We start from the raw sequence: 14,656 nt of genomic DNA, 5'->3' as shown, positions 1-14,656 counted from the left end.
GCGGACTATCCCGGGATCGCCCTTCCTTCCCGTAGAGCCGCTCCGTAGCTACGTCTCCCCGTAGTTGTCACCCCGGGGCGTCTTTATCCTGCGCGCGGTCGGCAGCTACAGGTCAGCTTGCATGTTCACAGCGAACTCGTGCAATGACAGTCAGTGGACCGCCATGCCCGCCGAAATAATGCGTCCAGCTAGTCTCCGTGCATGCGTCTCGTACACCGCCCGGTGGGTTCGAACTTCAGCGTCGCTTCGCGCGAGCGCGCGGCACATCAGAAACAGAAAAAAAGCGTCATCGCTCATACAGTATCCTCATAGTGTGAACTGCCATGCTATCTGCCGAACGAGCGGAGTCAAACGGATCATTGCTAGTGGCAGCTACATCAGCGCGTTGTCACATTGTATGAACGCAGGGCATCTTCAGCTAATTCCCAGCGGGAGAGCCAGGGAATCGGCCATCGGCCGTCACTCGGCCCGCAGATTCGGCCCACCTGAGTTATCGGCAGCGTTCTATGCGATCTTTAGATCTGCCTCTCAGGGAGCGTGAAGAGGTCGATCAATCCATAAGCAGGGTTTCGTGGAGTATCTGGTCACACCCGAGACAATGCCCCACCGTTTGCCGCCGCACTTCCCTAGCGAGCGCGCATCGGCACGTCGCGCAGGAATTGCTCGCGACGGCGGATCCATCCGCTCGGATAGCCAGGCCGACCGTCGACGGATAGGCGACCTGCAGCTTCAGAATGTCCGCGGGCATTCTTTCAGTTTGGGTCACCACGAACAGAACCTTTTCAGTCGACACGAGGGGGCATTTCAAATTCGCGGAGCACCTCTTTCTTACTCGGCAAATCCTGTTGCCCAACGGAAACTGCGAAGCCGGCGCTTCTCGCCATTGAGTACATCTCGCGTAGGGCTTCGACGGCAGACTTCGGTCTCGTCACTGGAATAGGGTCGCCCGCCCGAAGAAATTCACCCTGAGCGCGAACGTGCTCAACCTGAACCTCAGTCGCGCGCCAATCGTCGACAGCCTTCAACAGCTTTTGCGCGTCTTTCAACCGGCGCTCGACTGCGCAGGCGCTTCGATACCATACGCAAAGCTCGTCATTTGACCATGTGCCGTTACCCAAACCGAGAACTGGCGCAATTGCACACGACATTGCCAGCGGCGACACCCGGTGATCTGACAATGGCTCGTAAATCAGCATTGCCGCAAGCAACCGACACTGGGCCGCCCAATCTGTCTGGGTCGGTGCATCAACCATCCCTTGATACCGACTTCCGGGATACTCGCCATTGGCAATGAGCAATACGTACCCGATCGACAACGCCGAGTAGGGTTTCAAGCCGGGCATATTTTTGATCACTGCCATGCCGAGATGCTCGGTGAGACTCACGGTGTGCCGTCTCTCGCTGACCAAGACTTCGTTATCTTCGGTGTCCCCGTCGTATCGCAACGGCAAGCAATCGCTGATCGCACGATCGACAAACGCGTCGAGCGCCGACGAATCAATGTTGTCCAGTACCGCTACCAACAGCCTTTCCGTACCCGCCTGTGTTCTTCCTACCGCTTCGACTTCAGCCTTCCGAGTGGAGAGCATCAACTCAACCGCGTCATGCCAGCGATTCCCCAGAGCAGGAACGCCTTCCTCGGTGCCGATCTGATCAATCAGCGCCGCGGTCAATGTGAAAGTTTCGAATAGAGGCTCCTCGCGCAGCAAGCGTTGCTGTTCCCGTGCGTCAAACGACGTCGTCGCGAGATACCGCTGACCTCGCTCCGAGAATTCGCGCGTGCCCGCTAGGAGCCAACCCATCCCATTGCGATACAGGTTGATAGTGGCAGGCCACTGGTCGTAGAACCACTGCGTCTCCAGCGGATCGCCATTTCTATCGTCTTTCAACTGCTCGAGTCGATTGCGTCCGATGAGACAGACGCGTTCAGACACAAGAGCGCCCGCATTCCGAGTCTCGACAAGCGGCACGACGTCACCACACAGCAGACTCCCAAGGGCCGCATAGGCCTCCGCCCCGTCCGGATCGAATACTCGCGGAATCATCCCGCCAAGCTTCTCGGCGACGATGCAACAACCTAGCACCTCGGCCTGCCGAGTGACGATCCACTTTACCTGCCATTGCTGCTGCCCATTATTCGATGCGGCCAGATCTCCACTGGCCAAAGCCTCCGCTAAAGGTTGGCACGCCGCTGGCATAAGCGAACCGATCATGAACGACTCAACGACATCTGAATCGATCGGCAACCTGCGTGCTTCCCGAAGATCCTTAGCGAAGTCTTCTGGCAGCATTTCGATTTGCGCAACAAGTTTCGACCAAAGAAAGACCCGGCGATCAGGAAAGATCGCCCACTTATACGCCGGGACGCCCTTCTCGAGCAGCCGTGGTGTCTCGTCCGGCCAGGGTTCACGGTGGTTCAGGAGATCCGATGCCTCGTCGTAGATATAGCCCTTCTTCGCGGCGTCTTCGAAGGTGCGTCGCATCTTTGCCTCGACACTTATTCCGGCCACCGCCAGTTCGTCGAGATGTAGCCTTGCGACAAGTCGCCGAGCCAGCAGCAGTTCGATGCCGTAGCGAACGAACATGCGCCACGCGACCCCCTTCGAGATGCTCTTCAAACTCACCGATCCGTCCGGTATCGAGAACGATGTGGTCGCCTCGTTCTGCGCGTGGTGCAAGCTGTTGTAGCCCAGCACGATTGCCAACGTATTCTGAGCCTGCATGAGAGAAAGCTCGCCGAGCGGCCAAGCCTTTCGAAGCGCCTTTGCGACTTTCGTATAGGAACCATGCTCGAGGTCGGCATGGAGCAGAGGTATACGCATATCAACTCCGTCCGTAGCGCGGGCAAAACACAGTGGCTGGTTCACCGTTATGCGCTACGTGAGTTGTGTGCGTTTAACGGAATGTGGTGGTGCATCTCTCGTGGCACTGCCTTTGCCATTACCAGCGGCACGATCGAGAGGGACCGTCTAGCTGATAGTAGCATGGGGGCATGCAAGTCAAAGCGCGCTATGTCAGTGGTCAAGGAGCGCCGCCAGCAATCTCGCACGTTACTAAACGCCCCTATGATTGGCCAAGGAAATGGCGGCGCAACTCGCGCCCTAGTAGTCGGTGCCTATCGAACTTCTGGGTTGCGTGATTGGAAAAAATAAGCCCGCCTGCGCCCCCGCACATCGGGGCGACTAGCGGGCGATTACAGCGACTCTTCACATCCTCTTTACGAAGGGAGTAGCGTGGAAGCTTATCTCACGCTCCTTCGTTCCGAGTGACGCAACGCTTACCTCCGCCAGGTTACGAACCCGGCGCAGCACCTCCTGATACAGCGGCTCTCCGCGCCGGAGAGTCAGCGACATCTCCGCAAGGTCAGTAGTCGCCGTTCAGATCGACCTTCATCTCCCGAAGCTCCTTCGCATCGTCAAGGAGCTTGCGAAAAGCGATTGCTAGATTGGCTCCACGGCGGACCTCACGCTCCTGTAGAACGCGACTCCGACGAGCGCTACACCGTGGCTCGCGATGCGACTGTCACTGTCCATGCTCCCGATAGGAATCGGATCCATATGAGCGGCCTTCCCGAATGCAACATCCTCGCTTGTTGCTGTGATCAGCGAATCCGGAACGGAAACTGTTGTCGTTGAGTCCATGGCGGCTGTCGCAATCCCATCGAGACGGTTGGCACATCGCTTTTTCGCTCGATGCGAGAACTTGCTGTACTGTATGTTGATGCTGGTGCTCACCGGAGACACAGATGTGCTATTCCGCCAAGATCCAAGCCAACTATCGCGAGTACGTGCGGCGCTATGGTGCCGACATGGACATCGAGACGTTCAGGAGCATCTTCAACGCGCGCGCGTCCGGGGCCGACATCAAGATCCCGAAAGCGGTCGACGCCGCATTCGCTGGTGTTGACGACGAGATCACTGCGGCGATCGCCGCGTATCGAAACCAGCGAACACAGAAGCTGGAGACCGAACTGTTCGAGCAGCGGACGCGGCTGGCGGCCGCTGAGAAGAAGCTGACCGAGAAGATCACGAAGAAGGCGAGCGAGGACGTCCGGATCGCGACCGACAAGATCACTGCCGCGACGCGCGGGCTCGACGATCTCCGCCGGCAGGACCTGCAGGAGCGCGATTCGCGGATCTTCCCCGGCTGGTATGCACCCGTGCTGATCGAGCATGAAGGCAAGCGCCTGGTCGTACCGATGCGGTATCGATGCCGCATACCAGGGTGGACCGAAGCGGACGAAAAACAGAAGCCTGCAACTTATAACGCGCGGGCGGACTCGCTCAGTACCGCATGGCGGAAGGTTTTCGGCTTCACGCATGGCCTCGTGCTCGTCAACGCTTTCTTCGAAAACGTGAAGCGGGACGGCCAGAACGTCGTGCTTCGCTTCGATCCAACACCGCCGCAACACATGCAGGTGGCGTGCTTGTGGACGCGCACCGAGATCCCGGGCGCAGACGACCTCTGGTCGTTTGCGGCGATCACCGACGACCCACCGCCGGAAGTGGCGGCAGCTGGCCACGATAGGTGCATCGTCCCCATCAAGTCGTCGAACGTGGACGCTTGGCTCGCTCCGGGCCCGTCCCAGCGCGCGCAGCTGCGCGAGATACTCGCCGATCGCGAGCGGCCCTACTACGAGCACCAGCTGGCGGCGTAAACGGCAGGGGGTTGGAGACGCGGTTATCTCTGTCATATACTGTATAAACATACAGTGCTTGAGAAACTGACCCCATGAACCCCGCCCTCGCGCATCCGGAAGCGATACATCCGAGTCTCTGGAAGGCATCGAGCCTGCCCCGATCGAGCACGCGCGGCGTCGACACCGGTCATCCCGAGCTGTCGGCCGAACTGCCCGGCGGCGGCTGGCCGGCCAGCGCGCTGATCGAATTGCTCGCGCCACAGCCTGGGATCGGCGAGCTTCGGCTGCTGGCGCCGGTGCTCGAGCGCGCGGCCGGCAAGCCGGTCATGCTGATCCAGCCACCGCATGCGCTGCAACCGCTGGCGCTCGCGTACTGGGGCATCGACCCGTCCGGGTTCGTAACGCTGCCGGCGCCGCGCACGGCCGACGCGCTGTGGGCCGCTGAGCAGGCGTTGCGTGCCGGCACGTGCGCTGCCGTGCTGCTTTGGCAGCAGCACGTCCGTGCGGACGCATTGCGGCGGCTGAATCTGGCTGCGCAGAGTGGCCAGGCGCTTTTCTATCTCTTCCGCCCAGCGGCCGCCGCGCGCGACGCGTCGCCGGCACCCTTGCGGCTCGCGCTGGCGCCCAAGCGCGACGGCATCGACGTCACGTTCGTGAAGCGCCGCGGGCCGGCACGTGATACGCCGCTGTTCGTTCCCTTGTCACCCTCGCCGATTTTGTTGAACCGCCATGCAAGTTTGGATCGGCGTGCATCTGCCGCACCTCAACCTCGAAGTGTTCCGGCCGCGATCGCCGGCGCCGTCGCCTGACGATGGGCGCGGGCTCGTCGTGCTCGACGGCGGCCGCGTCGTGGCGCTCGATCGCGCCGCGCGTGCGCTCGGCGTGGTCGCCGGCATGCGCCGCGGTGGCGTGCTGTCCCTCGCGCCGGACGCGCAGATCCGCGAGCGCGACGCCGCGCGCGAGCGCGAGCTCGTGCTCGGCGTTGCCTATGCACTTCTCCAGTTCACACCGAGCGTCGTCGACGCCGACGAAGCCGTGGTGGTCCTCGACGTGACCGCGAGCCTGCGCCTCTTCCACGGCATCCGTGCGCTGCGCCAGCGCGTGCGCGACGTCGGCGCGTCGTTCGGCGTTACCGCGGCGATATCCGTCGCGTCGTCGGGCCCGGCCGCGTGGATGGTTGCCCGCGGCCTGCGCGGGGGCCTCGCGCTGTCCGCGCGATCGCTGCGCCGCGCACTCGCGCGCGTGCCGCTCGTCGTGGCGCCGGACGCTCGGCGCTACGCGAACTGGTTTGAGGATCTCGGCTGCGAAACACTGGCCGATCTGCAGCGCTTGCCGCGCGCAGGGCTGAAAAAGCGCTGCGGCACGCATCTGCTCGACTGGCTCGACCAGGTCACCGGCGCCGCGCCGGCTGCCTACGACTGGCTCGAAATGCCGCCGTCGTTCGACACGCGCGTCGAACTGATGGATCGCGTCGAGCACGTCGAGGCGCTGCTGTTCGTCGCGCGCCGGTTGATCCTGCAGCTGACCGGCTGGCTCACGGCGAAGCATCTGGACGTCGCCGCGTTTGCCCTGCTGCTCGAGCACGAGCGCGGGCGGGACGCGATCGCGCCGACCGAGATCGAAATTGCGTTAGGTGCACCGACCCGCTTCGAGGAACACCTCACGCGGCTCGTCAAGGAACGGCTCGGCCACGTCGAGCTCGCCGGGCCCGTGATCGCGGTGCGCCTGGTCGCCCGTAGCGTGCAGGAAGCGGCCGCGCCGAGCGACTCGCTGTTTCCGGACCCCGGCGGTACGCCGCAGGATCACGCGCGGCTGCTCGAACTGCTGACCGCACGGCTCGGCGCCGAGAACGTGCTCGTCCCGGCTCCCATGGCCGACTACCGTCCGGAGCCGGCCGCCCGATGGGTGCCGATGCGCGACGCGCCGAAGCCCTCGCCGCTGCCGGCGGATCTGCCGCGCCCGGCCTGGCTGCTTGCCAAGCCTGTGCCGCTGCTCACGCGCCAGCATCGGCCGTTCTACGGCACGCCGCTGCGCATGGTATCGCCCGGCGAGCGCATCGAAGGCGGCTGGCAGGATGGGCAGACCGTGACGCGCGACTACTTCGTCGCCGAGGACGACAACGGTATCTGCTACTGGATTTACAAGGAGCGGCCGACGGCCAGCGACGAGAGCGAAGCGCGCTTCTTCCTGCACGGCCTGTTCGGTTGATCCACCATGAACGCCGGCAATTTCGGCGCCCTGCCCGCCTACGCTGAACTCCAAGTCGCAAGCGACTTCTCCTTCCTGCACGGTGCATCGCGCGCGGAGGAATACGTCGCGCGCGCGGCCCAGCTCGGCTACAGCGCGATCGCGATCACCGACGAATGCTCGCTCGCCGGCGTCGTGCGCGCGCACGTCGAAGCGAAGGCGGCGAACGTGCCGCTGATCGTCGGCTCGCACTTCCGGCTGACGGCCGCCGATGGCTTGCCCGCGCTCGCCTTCACCGCGCTCGCGACGAACCGCGTCGGTTACGGCAACCTCTGCGAATTCATTTCGCTCGGCCGCATGCGGGGCAAGAAAGGCACGTACCGGCTGGGGCGGCTCGATCTCGAACACCCGGAAGTGCCGCACAGCCACCTGCGCGGTTTGCCAGATTGCCTGGCGATCCTGTCGCCCGACTTCCCCGCCAACGAGCGGCGCCTCGACGCGCAGGTCGAATGGTTAACGCGCGTGTTCGGCGATCGCGCATGGGTCGCGCTGACGCTACACGCACGCGCGATGGATGACATCCACCGCGGCGTGGTCGAGCGCGTCGCCGCGCGCCACGGCGTGCCGGTGGTGGCCACCAGCTGGCCGCTCATGCACGTCCGGTCGCGCAAGCCGCTGCAGGACGTGCTGACCGGAATCCGGGTCGGCCGACCGGTATCGGAGTGCGGGTATGAGCTCGCACCGAATGCGGAGCGTCACCTGCGATCGCGGCTGCGGCTCGCCAACATCTATCCCGCCGGCGCGCTTGAGGAAACAGTACGCGTCGCGCAGCTCTGTACGTTTTCCCTCGACGACCTGAAGTACGAGTATCCCGACGAACTGGTACCGGCCGGCACCGACGCGACGACATACCTGCGCGAGCAGACCTACATCGGTGCGCGGCGGCGCTTCCCTGCCGGCATCCCGATCGACGTTCAGGCGCAGATCGAGCACGAACTGCAACTGATCGCCGACCTGAAGTACGAGGCGTATTTTCTGACCGTCTACGACATCGTGCAGTTCGCGCGCGAGCAAGGCATCTTGTGCCAGGGACGCGGCTCGGCTGCGAACTCGTCCGTTTGCTACTGCCTCGGCGTGACCGAAGTCGATCCGTCGCGGCAATCGATGCTGTTCGAACGATTCATCTCCAAGGAGCGCAACGAGCCGCCGGACATCGACGTCGATTTCGAGCATCAGCGTCGCGAAGAGGTCATGCAGTACATCTACCGCAAGTACGGTCGCGATCGCGCAGCGCTGACGGCCGCCGTCACGACGTACCGGCCGCGCAGCGCGTTGCGGGAAGCCGGCAAGGCGCTCGGCGTGGATCCGGCGATCGTGGACCGCGTCGCGAAGCAGCATAGGTGGTTCGATTCGCGCGCCGATCTGCTGCAGCGATTTGCCGAGGCTGGCCTCGATCCCGAAGCGCCGCTGAATCAGCAGTGGGCCGGATTTGCCGCGCAGCTGCTCGGCTATCCACGGCACCTGTCGCAGCACTCGGGCGGCTTCGTGATCAGCCGCAGCAAGCTCACGCGCCTCGTGCCAGTCGAGAACGCAGCGATGGAAGATCGCTCGATCATCCAGTGGGACAAGGACGATATCGAGGCGCTCGGCATCCTGAAAATCGACGTCCTGGCGCTCGGCATGCTTTCGATGGTGCGCCGCGCGCTCGACATGATCTCGGAGAAGCGCGGCGAGACATTCGAGCTGCAGGACATCCCGGCCGAGGACAAGGCGACCTACGACATGCTGTGCGACGGCGACAGCATGGGCGTGTTCCAAGTCGAGTCGCGCGCGCAGATGTCGATGCTGCCGCGTCTGCGGCCGCAGTGCTTCTACGACCTGGTGATCGAAGTCGCGATCGTGCGGCCGGGCCCGGTGCAAGGCGGCATGGTGCACCCGTTTCTCCGCCGACGCCAGGGACTAGAGCCCGTCACGTTTCCGTCGGAAGGCATGGAGAGGGCGCTGGCGCGCACGCTCGGCGTGCCGATCTTCCAGGAGCAGGTGATGCAGGTCGCGATGCTGGCGGCCGGCTTTTCCGCAGGCGAGGCCGACCAGCTGCGCCGCGCGATGGCCGCATGGAAGCGCAAGGGTGGGCTCGAGCCGTACCACGAACGCCTCGTGAACGGCATGCTCGAGCGCGGCTACGATCGCGAGTTTGCCGAGTCGATCTTCGCGCAGATTAAGGGCTTCGGTGAATACGGTTTCCCCGAGAGCCACGCGGCCAGCTTCGCGCTGCTCGTTTACTCGAGCGCCTGGCTGCGCCGACACGAACCAGCCGTCTTCCTAGCCGCACTGCTCAACAGCCAACCGATGGGCTTCTACACACCGTCGCAGCTCCTGCAGGACGCGAAGCGCCGCGGCGTTGAAGTGCTGCCCGTCGACGTCAACGTGAGCACGTGGGATTCTGCGATCGAAGGGCCGACCACGTCGGCGCCCGTGCGCCTCGGCTTCTCGCTGCTGCGCGGCATGCGCGAGGACGTCGCCGGCCGCATCGAGCTCGCACGCGCAGCGCGGCCATTCGTCGATATCTCGGACCTCGCGCGCCGCGCGCAGCTTGATCGGCACGACCTGCAGGTGCTCGCGGGCGCGAACGCACTTCGCTCGCTCGCCGGCGATAACCGACGCGACGCGCTCTGGCTGGCCGCCGCTGCCGTTCCTGATCGAGATCTGCTGCGCGGCACCGAACGTGACGACGCGGTGCCGGCGTTGCCTCAAGCATCTGAGGGCCACGAGATCGTGACGGACTATCGCGCGATGGGCTTCACGCTCGGCAGGCATCCGCTGGCGCTGCTGCGTGATCGCCTCGCGCTGGATCACCTGCAGTCGGCCGAGCAGCTGGCAACCCTGCGAAGCGGGCAGCTCGCGCGCGCGTGCGGATTGGTCACGGTACGACAGCGACCGGGAACGGCGAACGGCGTGCTCTTCATGACGCTCGAGGACGAGACAGGCCAGGTGAACGTGATCCTCTGGCCCGGCTTGCTTGAGAAGTTTCGGAAGGAGGCGCTCGGCGCTGCGCTGCTGGCGGTATACGGCGTATGGCAGGCCGAAGGGAAAGTGCGACACCTGATCGCGAGCAAACTCGTCGACAGAACCGAGTTGCTCGGTGCGCTTCCGACAACGTCACGGGAGTTTTGTTGAAACCCTGATCAGTCGCTGGAGCATCGCCAGTGGAAGTCGACGTAGCCGTCCGCGAGCAGGTGACGCTCGACCTTCTCGAAAGCACTCCCGTGGAGCGCGGGTTCGCCGTTTTCCATGATCAGCCCCTCGCGTGATTTCCGTCGTCTCACTGAAACGATTCGCGGAGCCGCGCTCGAGCGGCGATATCGTCGGCGGTAAGTTGCTGCACGTCCTGCCCGTCGATCCGCCACTCGGTTCCATCGGCGAGGCGCGCCTTCCGAAGCCGTCGGGTCGACCCTTCGGATCGCGAGGTCAGCCTGTTCGATCCATAGTCTGTTTGGTCACAGCGGATTCATCGTGTTTTTCTCGTTAGATCCACGACTCTACGATCTTCGCGTCGTCGCTCGGATCGCGCGGAAGGCGGGTCAATCCGGCCGGCAGCTTGCCGCGCAACTCGGTAAGTGTCTTGCCCTGCAGCAACTCGCTGGTCGGCCGATCAAGCAGCCATTTCCGCGCAACGAATCGGCCCGGCAGATCGATCGGGCTGTCGTAGATCACCCAAATAGCAAGGTCGTGCGGCATCGAATTGCCCGTTCTATTTTTTACCAGTGACGCCGCGTGCGCGCGCAACCACTTCGGCGGCTCCGAAGAAGCCAAGGGCGATATTGCGACCGATCTCCAGCCATTGCTCTATCGTATGACCATGCTGATTCAGACCGGAATCCTTGCTAAAAAGGGAAGGCGGATAATCGCCGAACACCATGCGCATGCCATTGACGTTCGAGTCCCAGCGCGCGTGGTACGAAGCATCGTGGTCCTGGTATTGCCAGCATTCGAGCATACCGGAAATGAATCGCGCATTGACCCCACGCGGGAGCTTCATTCCGTCCGTGTTCATCGCCCCTCCCGTTCCCATCTAAATTAGGCGTCACCAAGTTCTCTAGTGCCGCGCATGGCGGCGAATTTTCCTAGTCGTGCCAGTCCCAGCGATGTGTCATGAACGTCAGCCATGCGCAGAATATCGCGATGCTAGGCGCAACCGCGATCGCAGGGCCAACGATGATTGCGCCCCACGGCATCGACTCTGCGCCCTCGACCGATGCCAGTTTGGCAACCGCGCAAACAATCACCGCCACCGGTGCTAGCCAACACCAGACCCCGACTGTCAAAGACAGCCACCGCTGCTTAAACGTCCGATTGTCTTCTTCGTCCATGACCGATCCTATTTTCCGATTCAATCCGCAGGTAACACACGGTCGGCCTGCTGAATCGGCTCCATGCCGAACAGCGAGAGAAGCCAGCTATGAATGCCGTTCGACAACACGCCGAAACCCAGGCACGTCGAGACAGCGACCGGCGCAATACAGAGCATCGCCAGAACGTTCAGTTGGCCGACCAGCGACGTTGCGACAGCAAGCCCCACTATCACGATGCCGCACACCGTGAGAATCCAGATAGCGCCTGTGGCAACCACGCAAACAGCGCGAGAAAACAGTTCGCTCCGCGACATGCTGTCGTGCGGCGTTGAGCCAGTTTGATCCGTATTTGTCATCGTCTATTTTCCTAAGCCTTCTGGCGCGTCGCGACGCAGACCAATTCGAGAATTGGATGCTGACGGATTGCGCTGGTAAATTCGGGCGAAGCAGATGCACGTTCAAGCCGATGAAAGCAATCAGACGCGCTCGAATAACGCCCTAGTTCAGTCGCGGCCTTTCCGTCCGACAACATGGCCTTGTATTCGATGTACGCGCCGTCTGCGTCAACCGCCGACGCGGGGGGCGAGCGATCTACCGGCGCAGGCACCGTGACGCCAGGGATCGCCCATTGCACTTGCGCCGTTGCCGCAAGTGGCGCGAGGCAGGCGAGTAGCGCAGCAAGTTTCTTCATGGAGTAATTTTCCGTTCTATTTGCAGGCTGCCGGCGGTGCGGGCGGCGTTGGGTCGCAGCAGTGCGTGGGAAACTCCCACCCAGCGTCCTCAAGCTTGGGTCCGCTCGCGTAGAACCACTCGAAATCGTCTCCGCGATCCGCTGTCGCCAAGCGAGGGGCTTCCCAAGATGGCGCCCATAACCACAGCGCCCGTCCGGAGAACCATTCTTCGCCCGCGACAAACTCGCGCCAGTTGCTCTGTTCCATTGTTTTCCGATACGTCTCAATCAACCTTGACGACTTCTAGATCGTACTCGGCCATCCAATCGGCTCCGGCGCCGCCATCGCTTGTAACAACGCCGCAACGCAACCAGCTTCTTTCGTCCTCGATCCAGCTAAGGCGGTCATGTGCGATTGCGCCATCGCGTCGATTTTTGAACCAGACCCACCAGGCGGTCAGCTTCGAATCGGTCTCGCGCAACGCTCGCCCTGCGCTATCGCGAACGACATAACGCGGCTTGCGGGGTCGTGGAATCGTCGCCATGAATTTCCCGGCGTTAGCTTGCAGCGTACAGCGGGAACCGCTCACGGAGATGCGCTGCGACCATGTCTCGCCGCGCGGGCAGAGGAATCGAAATCTGCTTCTCGATGCTTTCGTCGTAAATGAACCATGCTGCGCATTCTGCGATGTTTGCCAGGACGTTGGGCGGTATTTCGCTAGTATCCTTGGCGAAACGATGAATTGCGGATTCGAGATAACCTTGCGCGAATTCTTCGACATCGGCGCGGTTGTCAAAAACCTTCTTTGCAGCGGTGATGCAGACTTCTTTCAGTGAACTCATGGGGATGCCCTTTCGTTACAGTAATTTTCCGTCGTCTCACTGAAACGACTCGTGGAGCCGAGCTCGAGCGGCGATTTCGTCGGCGGTAAGCTGTCGCACGTCCTGCCCGTCGATCCGCCACTGGGTTCCATCGGAGAGACGCGCGGTAAGCACGCCTTCACGCCCCAGCACAGCGAAACCACGCGTCGCTTGTACGACTTCGGCGGCACTCGGATTGACCTTTCGGATCGCGGCGTCGGCGAGTTCGATCCACTGTTTGTTTGGCTGTAGCAGATTCATTGCGTTTTCCGATCAGTTCGGCGCGGATTCGGCCAGCCGCTGAGACAGCATGGCCCTCAAACGTTCCCGGCGACCCGCAGCAACGCAACCCACACGGCACGCCTTGGCCAGCCAATTAGCAGGACAGTCCTTTTTCAAGGCTAGATCAACTAGCGCCTTATCGTCCGCAGCCTCTGCAGCGGACTGGCTCTCGGGTGTCTCGATACTCATGACTTTTTCCTAATTGCTAGCTGTTCGCACGATTGCATCAATCACGTCGATCTCTGAGCGCTTCACCCAAAGCTCATAGACGTCGCCATGCAAGTCGCGGACATAACTTGTGTTGCGGACGATCTTGTACTCGCGGACCCCATGCTTCGAAGACCAATCTTTCAGTTTGCGCCGCATCTCCCAACCGCCCTCCTTACCGGTCCTTCCCAGGTCCTTCGGAACCGGACCGGCGGGCTCGCCGTATGTACAGGCGAATGCGCAAACGTAGCCGTCGGCGAGTAGCTGCCGCTCGACCTTCTCGAAAGCACTCCCGTACAGTGCGGTATAGCCGTTTGCCATGGTTGCGTTCTCGCTGCGTTTTCCTAGTAGCCGGCGGCCATCACCGCACCCAGCAAAGCGGCGCACGTGAGAGGCAGGACCGTAAGTCGCCATTTGCCTACCCGGATGCCCCAAGCGCTCACCGCGATCAGGCCGACGACTTCAACGGTTCGAATGATGTTCAAGGTCATCACGTTTCCTGTTTTCCGCAGCGTCATGCCATCTGGCGATCAAGCCACGCCACGGCGTCCGTCACAATGCGCGCTTTCCATGCGCGTCCCTCATACGTCGGTGCACCGCCCATCGCGACGTGCGGGCAACCGTAACCGGGCCCGAAGATCCGCTTCTTCATGTTGATGCTGACGCAGCCGCCGGCCGGCCGGGAGAGGACGACAACATGCGGGAAGCCCGAATGCTGTTCCACTGACCAACCCTCGGGCACGGCTCTCTCGTCAATGCAGTCCATGTTTTTCCTTGGTCATTTGGCTGAGGCCAGCGCACGTTCAAGGTGCTGCGTCGAGCCCGCTTTCGGTATGTCGTCGACGAGAACCTGATCGAGCGTCCTGAAGCAAAACTCGCAGTGTCCTTTGCCCCATCCGCCACCGCTCCAGCGATGCCGTTCACCGACGCGCTTCCCTGTCTTCGGGCTGCGGCCTCCGAGCGCGCCACATGACAATACGTACTTGCCTTTCATCGTCGTGTGTTCCGTGGTTATTTGCAGGTCGTCTCGTTCAGCCGCCAAAGGACTCGACACGGCGACCAAAGCATCATGATCGTGGTGGCCGCGCCAAACGCTGCTATCAGATCCGAATCGAAGTGGCGAGCAACCGCAAAACTGGCGATCTCCACGACGATTGCGGCCAAAATGCGAATCCCAGCACCACGCCTCGCCCTGCATACCGCACAAATCTGAGTCATTCGAATTTTCCGATCAGTTCGTGCGCCCTGACGGGGCGCACCTGCGCTCGATGGCGCGGTCCAAAAAGACGCTGGCAACCGTAACCGCGATCGCGGCCGGCACGCCGATCCACCACGACAGGCCGATGTGTCGGCACGCCAGCAGGATCATCAGGGCAATTGCGCACCCGAGCAGCGACACCAACACCGTCCATCCGGGCAGCTTGCCAGCTTCTGTGCTTTGGCTCATGTTTTCCGTGG

General features: G+C 62.3%; 18 protein-coding genes. 4 read left to right on the top strand and 14 right to left on the bottom strand.

The annotated features are described in order from the left end of the window. Positions 1-782: 782 nt before the first annotated feature. Positions 783-2,822 (bottom strand): hypothetical protein, encoded by a 2,040-nt coding sequence (locus LXE91_RS40995; protein WP_046543902.1) that lies wholly within the window; start codon positions 2,820-2,822, stop codon positions 783-785. A gap of 923 nt (positions 2,823-3,745) precedes the next feature. Between LXE91_RS40995 and LXE91_RS40990 the strand changes: the two genes are divergently transcribed. From LXE91_RS40990 to LXE91_RS40975, 4 genes are all read left to right on the top strand, one after another. Further along, entirely contained in the window at positions 3,746-4,657 is a 912-nt protein-coding gene (locus LXE91_RS40990) for an SOS response-associated peptidase family protein (RefSeq protein WP_046543900.1), read from the top strand. Positions 4,658-4,731: 74 nt separating this feature from the next. Beyond that, positions 4,732-5,448, top strand: coding sequence for a translesion DNA synthesis-associated protein ImuA (gene imuA, locus LXE91_RS40985; protein WP_046543899.1), 717 nt, complete (start codon positions 4,732-4,734; stop codon positions 5,446-5,448). Then, positions 5,369-6,847, top strand: a complete 1,479-nt coding sequence (locus LXE91_RS40980; RefSeq protein WP_046543898.1) for a Y-family DNA polymerase — start codon at positions 5,369-5,371, stop codon at positions 6,845-6,847. Before imuA ends, LXE91_RS40980 begins: the two co-directional genes overlap by 80 nt. A gap of 6 nt (positions 6,848-6,853) precedes the next feature. Next, entirely contained in the window at positions 6,854-10,003 is a 3,150-nt protein-coding gene (locus tag LXE91_RS40975) for an error-prone DNA polymerase (RefSeq protein ID WP_046543897.1), read from the top strand. A 348-nt stretch (positions 10,004-10,351) separates the two neighbouring features. Here the strand turns inward: LXE91_RS40975 and LXE91_RS40970 are convergent, their stop codons facing one another. The 13 genes from LXE91_RS40970 to LXE91_RS40910 all read right to left on the bottom strand — a co-directional run bounded on the left by LXE91_RS40970 (position 10,352) and on the right by LXE91_RS40910 (position 14,645). Next, positions 10,352-10,564 carry a hypothetical protein gene (locus LXE91_RS40970; RefSeq protein ID WP_046543896.1) on the bottom strand — a complete coding sequence of 71 codons (213 nt, stop codon included), beginning with the start codon at positions 10,562-10,564 and terminating at the stop codon, positions 10,352-10,354. A gap of 13 nt (positions 10,565-10,577) precedes the next feature. Further along, a complete protein-coding gene (locus LXE91_RS40965; RefSeq protein WP_069301825.1) occupies positions 10,578-10,880 on the bottom strand; it encodes a hypothetical protein in 303 nt (100 codons plus the stop codon). A 70-nt stretch (positions 10,881-10,950) separates the two neighbouring features. Beyond that, positions 10,951-11,196 (bottom strand): hypothetical protein, encoded by a 246-nt coding sequence (locus LXE91_RS40960; RefSeq protein ID WP_046543894.1) that lies wholly within the window; start codon positions 11,194-11,196, stop codon positions 10,951-10,953. A gap of 20 nt (positions 11,197-11,216) precedes the next feature. Continuing rightward, positions 11,217-11,534, bottom strand: a complete 318-nt coding sequence (locus LXE91_RS40955) for a hypothetical protein (RefSeq protein WP_135370840.1) — start codon at positions 11,532-11,534, stop codon at positions 11,217-11,219. A gap of 11 nt (positions 11,535-11,545) precedes the next feature. Next, complete coding sequence (locus tag LXE91_RS40950; RefSeq protein WP_135370839.1) at positions 11,546-11,869, bottom strand: hypothetical protein; 324 nt, start codon at positions 11,867-11,869, stop codon at positions 11,546-11,548. Between the two features lie 263 nt (positions 11,870-12,132). Next, positions 12,133-12,393, bottom strand: a complete 261-nt coding sequence (locus LXE91_RS40945) for a hypothetical protein (protein WP_135370838.1) — start codon at positions 12,391-12,393, stop codon at positions 12,133-12,135. A gap of 13 nt (positions 12,394-12,406) precedes the next feature. Continuing rightward, positions 12,407-12,691, bottom strand: a complete 285-nt coding sequence (locus tag LXE91_RS40940; protein ID WP_046543892.1) for a hypothetical protein — start codon at positions 12,689-12,691, stop codon at positions 12,407-12,409. A 36-nt stretch (positions 12,692-12,727) separates the two neighbouring features. Continuing rightward, positions 12,728-12,970 carry a hypothetical protein gene (locus LXE91_RS40935; RefSeq protein WP_069301826.1) on the bottom strand — a complete coding sequence of 81 codons (243 nt, stop codon included), beginning with the start codon at positions 12,968-12,970 and terminating at the stop codon, positions 12,728-12,730. A 219-nt stretch (positions 12,971-13,189) separates the two neighbouring features. Further along, positions 13,190-13,519, bottom strand: coding sequence for a hypothetical protein (locus LXE91_RS40930; protein WP_046543890.1), 330 nt, complete (start codon positions 13,517-13,519; stop codon positions 13,190-13,192). A gap of 23 nt (positions 13,520-13,542) precedes the next feature. Further along, on the bottom strand, positions 13,543-13,689 hold the full coding sequence (locus LXE91_RS40925) for a hypothetical protein (RefSeq protein ID WP_158077533.1): 147 nt from the start codon (positions 13,687-13,689) through the stop codon (positions 13,543-13,545). A gap of 23 nt (positions 13,690-13,712) precedes the next feature. Continuing rightward, positions 13,713-13,964, bottom strand: coding sequence for a hypothetical protein (locus LXE91_RS40920; protein WP_046543889.1), 252 nt, complete (start codon positions 13,962-13,964; stop codon positions 13,713-13,715). A 12-nt stretch (positions 13,965-13,976) separates the two neighbouring features. Continuing rightward, complete coding sequence (locus LXE91_RS40915) at positions 13,977-14,192, bottom strand: hypothetical protein (protein ID WP_135370837.1); 216 nt, start codon at positions 14,190-14,192, stop codon at positions 13,977-13,979. A gap of 237 nt (positions 14,193-14,429) precedes the next feature. After that, the gene (locus tag LXE91_RS40910) at positions 14,430-14,645 is read right to left on the bottom strand and encodes a hypothetical protein (protein ID WP_046543887.1); all 216 of its coding nucleotides are present in this window, start codon (positions 14,643-14,645) and stop codon (positions 14,430-14,432) included. Positions 14,646-14,656: the final 11 nt, after the last annotated feature.

It is taken from the genome of Burkholderia contaminans, from assembly GCF_029633825.1.
In the GTDB taxonomy this organism is placed as follows: domain Bacteria; phylum Pseudomonadota; class Gammaproteobacteria; order Burkholderiales; family Burkholderiaceae; genus Burkholderia; species Burkholderia contaminans.
Note: the sequence above shows the minus strand (reverse complement) of the source record. Positions and strands in the feature narration are given on the sequence as shown.

Bases quoted from the DNA above. Each gene is read 5' to 3' on its own strand.
- LXE91_RS40995 (WP_046543902.1), bottom strand. From the start codon at position 2,822: ATGCGTATACCTCTGCTCCATGCCGACCTCGAGCATGGTTCCTATACG.
- LXE91_RS40990 (WP_046543900.1), top strand. From the start codon at position 3,746: ATGTGCTATTCCGCCAAGATCCAAGCCAACTATCGCGAGTACGTGCGG.
- imuA (WP_046543899.1), top strand. From the start codon at position 4,732: ATGAACCCCGCCCTCGCGCATCCGGAAGCGATACATCCGAGTCTCTGG.
- LXE91_RS40980 (WP_046543898.1), top strand. From the start codon at position 5,369: ATGCAAGTTTGGATCGGCGTGCATCTGCCGCACCTCAACCTCGAAGTG.
- LXE91_RS40975 (WP_046543897.1), top strand. From the start codon at position 6,854: ATGAACGCCGGCAATTTCGGCGCCCTGCCCGCCTACGCTGAACTCCAA.
- LXE91_RS40970 (WP_046543896.1), bottom strand. From the start codon at position 10,564: ATGCCGCACGACCTTGCTATTTGGGTGATCTACGACAGCCCGATCGAT.
- LXE91_RS40965 (WP_069301825.1), bottom strand. From the start codon at position 10,880: ATGAACACGGACGGAATGAAGCTCCCGCGTGGGGTCAATGCGCGATTC.
- LXE91_RS40960 (WP_046543894.1), bottom strand. From the start codon at position 11,196: ATGGACGAAGAAGACAATCGGACGTTTAAGCAGCGGTGGCTGTCTTTG.
- LXE91_RS40955 (WP_135370840.1), bottom strand. From the start codon at position 11,534: ATGACAAATACGGATCAAACTGGCTCAACGCCGCACGACAGCATGTCG.
- LXE91_RS40950 (WP_135370839.1), bottom strand. From the start codon at position 11,869: ATGAAGAAACTTGCTGCGCTACTCGCCTGCCTCGCGCCACTTGCGGCA.
- LXE91_RS40945 (WP_135370838.1), bottom strand. From the start codon at position 12,393: ATGGCGACGATTCCACGACCCCGCAAGCCGCGTTATGTCGTTCGCGAT.
- LXE91_RS40940 (WP_046543892.1), bottom strand. From the start codon at position 12,691: ATGAGTTCACTGAAAGAAGTCTGCATCACCGCTGCAAAGAAGGTTTTT.
- LXE91_RS40935 (WP_069301826.1), bottom strand. From the start codon at position 12,970: ATGAATCTGCTACAGCCAAACAAACAGTGGATCGAACTCGCCGACGCC.
- LXE91_RS40930 (WP_046543890.1), bottom strand. From the start codon at position 13,519: ATGGCAAACGGCTATACCGCACTGTACGGGAGTGCTTTCGAGAAGGTC.
- LXE91_RS40925 (WP_158077533.1), bottom strand. From the start codon at position 13,689: ATGACCTTGAACATCATTCGAACCGTTGAAGTCGTCGGCCTGATCGCG.
- LXE91_RS40920 (WP_046543889.1), bottom strand. From the start codon at position 13,964: ATGGACTGCATTGACGAGAGAGCCGTGCCCGAGGGTTGGTCAGTGGAA.
- LXE91_RS40915 (WP_135370837.1), bottom strand. From the start codon at position 14,192: ATGAAAGGCAAGTACGTATTGTCATGTGGCGCGCTCGGAGGCCGCAGC.
- LXE91_RS40910 (WP_046543887.1), bottom strand. From the start codon at position 14,645: ATGAGCCAAAGCACAGAAGCTGGCAAGCTGCCCGGATGGACGGTGTTG.